6 protein-coding genes are annotated in these 5,587 nt (G+C 63.2%); 2 read left to right on the forward strand and 4 right to left on the reverse strand.

The genetic code is table 11. From position 1 onward, the window contains the following. Positions 1-11 precede the first annotated feature (11 nt). Positions 12-683 (reverse strand): ceramidase domain-containing protein, encoded by a 672-nt coding sequence (locus ENZ75_RS18890; RefSeq protein WP_063169545.1) that lies wholly within the window; start codon positions 681-683, stop codon positions 12-14. Between the two features lie 172 nt (positions 684-855). Here ENZ75_RS18890 and ENZ75_RS18895 point away from each other — a divergent pair, with 172 nt between their 5' ends. Then, complete coding sequence (locus tag ENZ75_RS18895) at positions 856-1,641, forward strand: thioredoxin family protein (protein WP_013528826.1); 786 nt, start codon at positions 856-858, stop codon at positions 1,639-1,641. Positions 1,642-2,074: 433 nt separating this feature from the next. Further along, positions 2,075-2,458: a DUF2794 domain-containing protein gene (locus ENZ75_RS18900; protein ID WP_013528825.1), complete on the forward strand. Its 384-nt coding sequence runs from the start codon at positions 2,075-2,077 to the stop codon at positions 2,456-2,458. Between the two features lie 132 nt (positions 2,459-2,590). On the opposite strand, the gene ENZ75_RS18905 is transcribed toward ENZ75_RS18900, so the two are convergent. From ENZ75_RS18905 to ENZ75_RS18915, 3 genes are all read right to left on the reverse strand, one after another. Continuing rightward, positions 2,591-3,163, reverse strand: a complete 573-nt coding sequence (locus ENZ75_RS18905) for a GNAT family N-acetyltransferase (protein WP_063169546.1) — start codon at positions 3,161-3,163, stop codon at positions 2,591-2,593. Between the two features lie 108 nt (positions 3,164-3,271). Continuing rightward, positions 3,272-4,051 (reverse strand): Bax inhibitor-1/YccA family protein, encoded by a 780-nt coding sequence (locus ENZ75_RS18910; RefSeq protein WP_013528823.1) that lies wholly within the window; start codon positions 4,049-4,051, stop codon positions 3,272-3,274. A gap of 227 nt (positions 4,052-4,278) precedes the next feature. Next, positions 4,279-5,587, reverse strand: a 1,309-nt coding sequence (locus tag ENZ75_RS18915) for an FtsX-like permease family protein (RefSeq protein WP_128278239.1), incomplete at its 5' end; no start/stop codon positions are given.

The raw sequence follows: 5,587 nt of genomic DNA on the forward strand, positions 1-5,587 counted from the left end.
CCCCTATTCCCCTATTCCCTTACTTTCGGCTTCCCGAACCGCGCCGCGGCGGCCAACAACACACCCAGCATCAGCCCGTTGAGGATGTGCCAGAGGAAGTGCGTGCCGAGCGGGAAGCCGCCGCAGACCAGCGGGTCGATCATCCGGCAGATGACGGACACCACGAAGATCGCCGACCCGGCCAGATTGTACCAGCCGGCGCGATTGCCGCTGGCGGCCACCAGCGCGCCGAAGAAGGCGAGCGCCAGGAACGGCGGCAGATAGCCCGTCGTGCCGTTCGACGCCTGGCGCAGCCAGTCCGGCACGGCAACGGTTATCGCCCCGGCAATCACATAGAAGGCGATGAAGATGGCGATGGCTTTGCCCCATCGCATGCCGAGGAAGCGACGCAGATTGAACAGCGTGTAGGCCAGCGTGAAGCCGGCGATCGGCAGCACGTCGGCCCAGACCGTGCCCTTGGTGGCAAAAGTGTGAAAGATCGTCGAGCCGATGCCGATCGCCACCACCCACCAGGCCAGAACCTCGGCGAAGGCGCCGGTGCCCAGCCTTCGCACCTCGCGCACGCCCCACAGGCCGGCGGCGATGAAGGCGAAGTTGGTCAGGGCGTTGACCGGTTCGGACCAGAATTCCGGGCCGGTCCGCTCGCAATAGAGGTCGACCGGCGCCAAAAACGTTTGCCACATCGCGATTGCCGCCCGAATCGGTTTCTATCCTGAAGCGCAGATCCTTCCTATTGCGGCGTTGCGGTCGGCTGCAACGGCAAAATTTCACCGCAACGTGACTTCCCGTTGACTTCCGGTTCTGCCACATATTTCAGCAATCAAGATAAAGCCGGCATCACCGGCGGGAATCGGAATGGCCATGGCCTCGCGAAAATCATTGTGGCTGGCAGCTCTTGCGCTGGCCTTCTCGGCGTCTGCCGGCGCCGGGCATGCCGGCGAATCCGATCGCGCCCAGACCGACCGGGTCCAGATCGAAAAGCCATTGGGCGTGGTCGAGCTGTTCACCAGCCAGGGCTGCAGTTCCTGCCCGCCGGCCGATACTCTGTTCTCCGAACTTGCCGCCAAGGAAGACATCGTCGCGCTCGCCTATCACGTCGACTACTGGGACTATCTCGGCTGGCAGGACACGCTCGGCCGCAAGGAGAACACCGAGCGGCAATACGACTATATGCGCGCCTTCGGCAGCCGCTCCGTCTATACGCCGCAGGCCGTCATCAATGGCCGCGTCCATGTCAACGGCGCCAACCGCGGCGAGGTCGATGGTGCGCTCGCCCGCATGGCCAAGAGCGGTGAAGGCATGCGCGTCGCCGTCAAGGTCAGCCGTACCAGCGATCGCGTGATGATCGACGCCGGCGATGCCGGCAACGGCCCCAGCGACGCCCATGTCGTCATCGTCTATTTCGACCCGCCGCAGACGGTCAAAGTCGGCGAGGGCGAAAATACCGGCCGCAAGATGACCTACTGGAACGCCGTCACCGGCATCCAGACCGCCGGCATGTGGCATGGCAAGGCACAGCGCTACGAACTGCCGATGAGCGAGATTGCCAAAAAGGGCGGCTGCGCCGTGCTGCTGCAGTCGGTCGGCAAGGACGGCATGCCCGGTCCCATTCTCGGCGCCGCATTCATCCACAAGCCTTGAGATAGAGCGCTCAAACCCCTGCCGCGGTAGCGCGAAGGTTCACCTATCACCAGCCAATAAAAAACCGACGTCAGCTTGCTTCTGACGCCGGTCATTTAGGTTTTGGGATCGTCGCTCCCGGTTCTTCCGAGGAAGAGCCGAGGTTGGTTCGATCCGACGCAGACCCGTGGGCGGGGGGCTTGGGGTTTACGAGCCGGTGCCGGACCGAACCGTCTCAGGCAACGCCGGTAAATTCGTCGGACATTGGGGCATGAGCGCGGATAAAAAAAGGCAGAAATGTGGCGGAACATCACCAATTCCAACACGGCGTTTCATAAAAGTGACTGGACGTGACGGAAACGGCGCGGCGCGGGGCTCGGTTCGCCGGGCCTTGCAATTCAGTCGCGAACACGCCAACTTTGGTTGGCAAAGATTCATTTTGAAGGATCGAGGCATGACCGATGACAGTGGCGGGACGGGGGATGGGGACGCATCCGCAATAATCCCGCTGCACGAGGCGCGACGCGAACGTCTCGATCAGCCGGTGCGGTTCGACCGACGCGAGCTGGACCAGATCCTCAGGCTCTACGGACGCATGGTCGCCGCCAATGAATGGCGCGACTACGCCATCGATCATCTCGCCGACCGCGCTGTCTTTTCCGTCTTCCGCCGCACCAGCGAAGTGCCGCTGTTCCAGATCGTCAAGGATCCGAAACTGGCCCGCAAGCAGGGCGCCTTTGCCGTCATCGCCGCCGGCGGCCGCATCTTGAAACGCGGCCAGGAACTCGGCCGCGTGCTCGGTGTGTTCGACAGCAAGTTGAAGCTGGTCGAAGCCTGAGCAGGGAATTAGAGCAGGGGAATTGAAGAAATGGAGAATTGATGAGTTGAAGAAAAGGCCTCGGCGTCATCTGTTGCCGCCGCTTCTTTTTATTCTTCAGTTCTTCAATTGCGCAATTCTTCAGTTCCTTCTTCAGTCCCCTCTAAGGCGAAACTTCCGCTCTGGCAGCGAACTCGGATCGGGCGGCGCCGATGCCCCGCCATTCAGCGACAGCTGCATGAACACCGTGTCCAGCCAGCGCCCGTGCTTGTAGCCGGAGCCTTCCAGGCGGCCCGAATGGCGAAAGCCGAGCTTTTCGTGCAGCCGCACCGAGGCGCTGTCGGGACGGCCATCGCCGATCACCGCGATGATCTGGCGAAAGCCCGCCGTCGTCACCGCCTCGATCAGGCTTTGCATCAGCTTGAGCCCGACGCCCTGGCCCTTGGCCTCGGGCGCGACATAGACCGAATCCTCGACAATGAAGCGATAGGCCGGGCGTGGCCGGAAGGCACCGGCATAGGCGTAGCCGAGAACCGCGCCGTCCTTCTCCGCCACAAGGTAGGGAAAGCCGCCGGCCATCAGGCTGTCGAATCGAACACCCATCTCCGCGCGGCTCGGCGGCTCCAACTCATAGCTCGCCGTGCCTTGGGCGACCGCGTCGGCGTAGATGCCGGTGATGCTGTCGAGGTCGGCCGCTGTCGCCGGTCGAATCGTAATAGTGCTCATAGTTTATGGGTGCCATTTCTCTGCTCGCGATAACAGCAAAGCCCGGCACAAAAGAAAAGGGCGGCCGTTGGGCCGCCCTTTTGGAACTCGATGGTCCAGCATGCTGAACTAGCGACGGTCGCCCATGAACTGCAGCAGGAACATGAACAGGTTGATGAAGTCGAGATAGAGCGTCAGCGCGCCCATGATCGCCTTGCGGCCGGCAACGTCCGAACTGTCGCCCTCGAAATACATCTCCTTGATCTTCTGCGTGTCATAGGCGGTGAGGCCCGCGAAGACCAGCACGCCGATCGCCGACACGGCAAACGACAGCGCCGACGACTGCAGGAAGATGTTGATCACCGACGCGATGATGATGCCGAACACGCCCATGATCAGGAACGAGCCCATCGCCGTCAGGTCGCGCTTGGTGGTGTAGCCGAACAGCGACAGCGCACCGAAGGCGGCGGCCGTGGCGAAGAAGGTCTGTGAAATGCTGGCCGTGGTGTAGACCAGGAAGATCGAAGACAGCGACAGGCCGACGAGACCGGCATAGACCCAGAACGTCGTCTGCGCTGCCGAAACGCTCATCGACTGGACGCGGAACGACAGGAACAGCACGGCGGCCAGCGGCGCCAGCATCACCACCCAGCGCAGCGGCGAGCCGAAGATCGCGTAGCCGAAGGACGTCAGCATCTCGCCGCTCGGCAGCGTCGCGACAGCCGAAGCCGGATCGGTGGTGGTGGCCAGCATGATCGTGCCGACAGCGGCAAGACCGGTGATGAGGAGGCCAAGCCCCATCAGATTGTAAACCTTGATCATGTAGGCGCGCAGGCCCTGATCGATGTCGGCACCGACGCCGACGCCGGGCACGGCGCGCGTCTGGTAGTTGCGAATGGGATCAGCCATTGTAGTCCTCTATTGCTTCTGCCCCGTCCGGTGTCAGGTCCTTCCGGACCTGGGCGCCGCTGGCAGGGCTCCAGCATGCCTGTGGCGAAATATGATGGTTATTCGCGTCAAGAACAAGACCGTAACCGGATGTAACGGTTCGTGAGAGGGCGAAGCGCCGTTTCCTCGGCTTTTCGGACGGCTTTCTTACCAAGATTTAATCCAGGATGCCCGTTCCGGGCCTGTCGTCACAGGTTGCGCAGCACCGGTGCTGCCTTGTGGCCGAGCACCCGCCAAGTACCGGCGAGACCAATGCCGACCGTGATCACCAGCGAAAACAGAATGGTTGCCACCGCCACCTCCGGCATGAAATGCGACGGCAGAGTCATGATGCGCGCGACGACGAACCAGGCGGCTGCGCTGCCCGCCGCCAGCGCGAAAATGGCGGTGGCCAGCCCGATCAGCATATATTCGAGCGAGAAGGCCGATATCAGCGTCGTGCGTGTCGCGCCCAGCGTCTTCAACACCACCGCATCATGGATGCGCGCCCGGTTGCCGGCTGCAAGCGCGCCGGCCAGCACCAGCACCGAAGCGATCAGCGCCACGCCAGCGGCCGCCCGGATCGCCGTGCCGAGCTGTCCGACCAGCCGGTTGACGATGTCGAGCGCGTCCTTGACCCGCACCGTCGTCACCGCCGGGAAGGCGCGGGTGACGGCGTTGAGGATGCGGGCGTCGTCGGCCGTCGATGCACTCTTTTCGGTCAGCGTCGCCATCCAGCCATGCGGGGCGCCCGCGAATGTGTTGGGCGAGAAGACCATGACGAAATTGATACCCATCGTCTCCCATTCGACTTGGCGGAAACTGGCGATCCTGGCCGTGACGTTGCGGCCCAGCACATTGACGGTGATGGTGTCGCCGAGCTTCAGCCCGATCTCCTTGCCTTCTTGCGCCGAAAACGAAACCAGCGGTTCGCCGCTGTAATTTTCGGGCCACCAACTGCCCTCGGTCAGCGTCGCGTTCTCCGGCTGCCTGGTGTCATAGGTCAGGCCGCGATCCCCCCTCAGCACCCAGGCGCCTTCCGCCGGCACCTTCACCTTGTCGACATCGACACCGTTCAGCGCCATCACCCGGCCGCGCAGCATCGGCACCTTGGCCAGCACGCCCTGCGGCGCCTCCTTGCCGATCAGCGCCGAGAAGGACGCGACATCGGCGCTCTGGATGTCGACGAAGAAGAAGTTCGGCGCCCGTTCCGGCAGGCTGCCTGAGATCTGTCGCCTGAGATTGCCGTCGATCAGCGCCAGCGTCACCAATAGCGTCAGCCCGAGCCCCAGGGACAGCACCACCGATGGCGTCAGGGCGCCTGGCCGATGGATGTTGCCGATGGCGAGCCTGAGCGCCACGAAGCGCACGCGCGGGCTTTTCCTGGCCGCCCATTGCACCAGTGCGCCGACCGAGCGCAGCACCAGGAAGGCGAAGACGGTAGCGCCGACAAAGATCGAGGCGATGCGCTGGTCGCCCGAGAACAGAATGGCCAGCGCCGCAAGCAGCAGCGCGATG

It is taken from the genome of Mesorhizobium sp. M7A.F.Ca.CA.002.04.1.1 (assembly GCF_004022805.1).
Taxonomy (GTDB): Bacteria; Pseudomonadota; Alphaproteobacteria; order Rhizobiales; family Rhizobiaceae; genus Mesorhizobium; species Mesorhizobium ciceri.

Bases quoted from the DNA above. Each gene is read 5' to 3' on its own strand.
- ENZ75_RS18900 (WP_013528825.1), top strand. From the start codon at position 2,075: ATGACCGATGACAGTGGCGGGACGGGGGATGGGGACGCATCCGCAATA.
- ENZ75_RS18895 (WP_013528826.1), top strand. From the start codon at position 856: ATGGCCATGGCCTCGCGAAAATCATTGTGGCTGGCAGCTCTTGCGCTG.
- ENZ75_RS18890 (WP_063169545.1), bottom strand. From the start codon at position 683: ATGTGGCAAACGTTTTTGGCGCCGGTCGACCTCTATTGCGAGCGGACC.
- ENZ75_RS18910 (WP_013528823.1), bottom strand. From the start codon at position 4,051: ATGGCTGATCCCATTCGCAACTACCAGACGCGCGCCGTGCCCGGCGTC.
- ENZ75_RS18905 (WP_063169546.1), bottom strand. From the start codon at position 3,163: ATGAGCACTATTACGATTCGACCGGCGACAGCGGCCGACCTCGACAGC.